The sequence below is a fragment of the Vibrio sp. Vb0598 genome (genome assembly GCF_033338935.1).
Lineage (GTDB): Bacteria > Pseudomonadota > Gammaproteobacteria > Enterobacterales > Vibrionaceae > Vibrio > Vibrio alginolyticus.
Genome location: NZ_JAWOTP010000239.1, coordinates 1 through 1,119 on the forward strand (window position 1 = coordinate 1; position 1,119 = coordinate 1,119).

At 41.4% G+C, this 1,119-nt stretch carries 1 protein-coding gene; it reads right to left on the reverse strand.

Features of this window, described 5'->3' with window-relative positions; genetic code table 11:
• Positions 1-405 precede the first annotated feature (405 nt).
• A partial coding sequence (locus R7Q38_RS24380) for an MJ1255/VC2487 family glycosyltransferase (RefSeq protein WP_318114650.1) occupies positions 406-1,119 on the reverse strand: 714 nt, incomplete at its 5' end.

Genomic DNA, 1,119 nt, shown 5'->3' on the forward strand with positions numbered 1-1,119 from the left:
AGATTGATATTTAATCACTAACTTTTAGCCACTTAGGTATTTAATCATTTAAAATCAACAAATTGAGAAAAACATAAAAAACTATAAAACAACTAAAACCACACTCTTTGAGTATGTATTTAGCAAATTGATAAGACTAAGAACAAACATCGAAACACATTTACCCCACCTATCAATAACCAATAGACCAAAAAACACAGCCTATGTCTTTGGCGTAAATTTGCGCGTATCAGTCAAATAATCTGCAATTAAACAATGAATAGAAATGAACGAGAGGGAATAAAAATGCAGCCCTTCGAAATCGAAAAGCTGCATCAAGTACCATGTAGGAATGTTGGAAGGAACGTAATAATAGGTAGTTAATAGTTATTATGTGTTTGCCACAAGCAATCCGAGCAAACAAACTTAGATATTGGATACATAGCTCGGAAAATCCACCTGCTCCCACAACTGTTTGGAGAGCTCTTCTTGCGAATCCCACGCCCCTTGTAAAACCCAATTCACGATGGCTTGTGCAACGTCGGGGTATTTAACACTCTCAGCTTGCTGCTCTTTGAGCCACTGACGTACGGTAGAAATGTCTAAACTGTCCATTGCAGTGGCTAACCCAAGATCTTCCAGCGTGGCTACGTTGCTCTGCTGTTCAAATTGTCCTGCCAGTGGTTTCATTAGCAGTTTTTTGCCAAGAGAAAGTGCTTCTGAAGGCAATTCAAAACCACCATTGGCGATGACCCCACAGCAACGATGTAGATGGTGCTGAAAGTTGGTGTGGCACAGCGGACGCAATTCTATGTTCTCCACTTTCTCTACTTCTATCACGTCGGGGTGATAACAAATAAACGTCTGCTGATTAAAGTGGAACAACAAGTCGCAGATGTCCTCAATCGACTCAAACGGTAAATACACCAACACGAAATCATCGTTATCCGCTTGGTTATCCAAAGTGTGAACGATGGGCGGTAGCAACGGCTGATCAAAGTGATACCAGTGCAATCCAAGCTGATGTTGAGATGGAGCAAAATACTCAAGTACTGATTTATCCAGCCAGCTCGCCCCCTTCAGAGGCACTGGATAACGAAACGCATTTTGGTGACTGATACCGATACACGGCTTATTTTG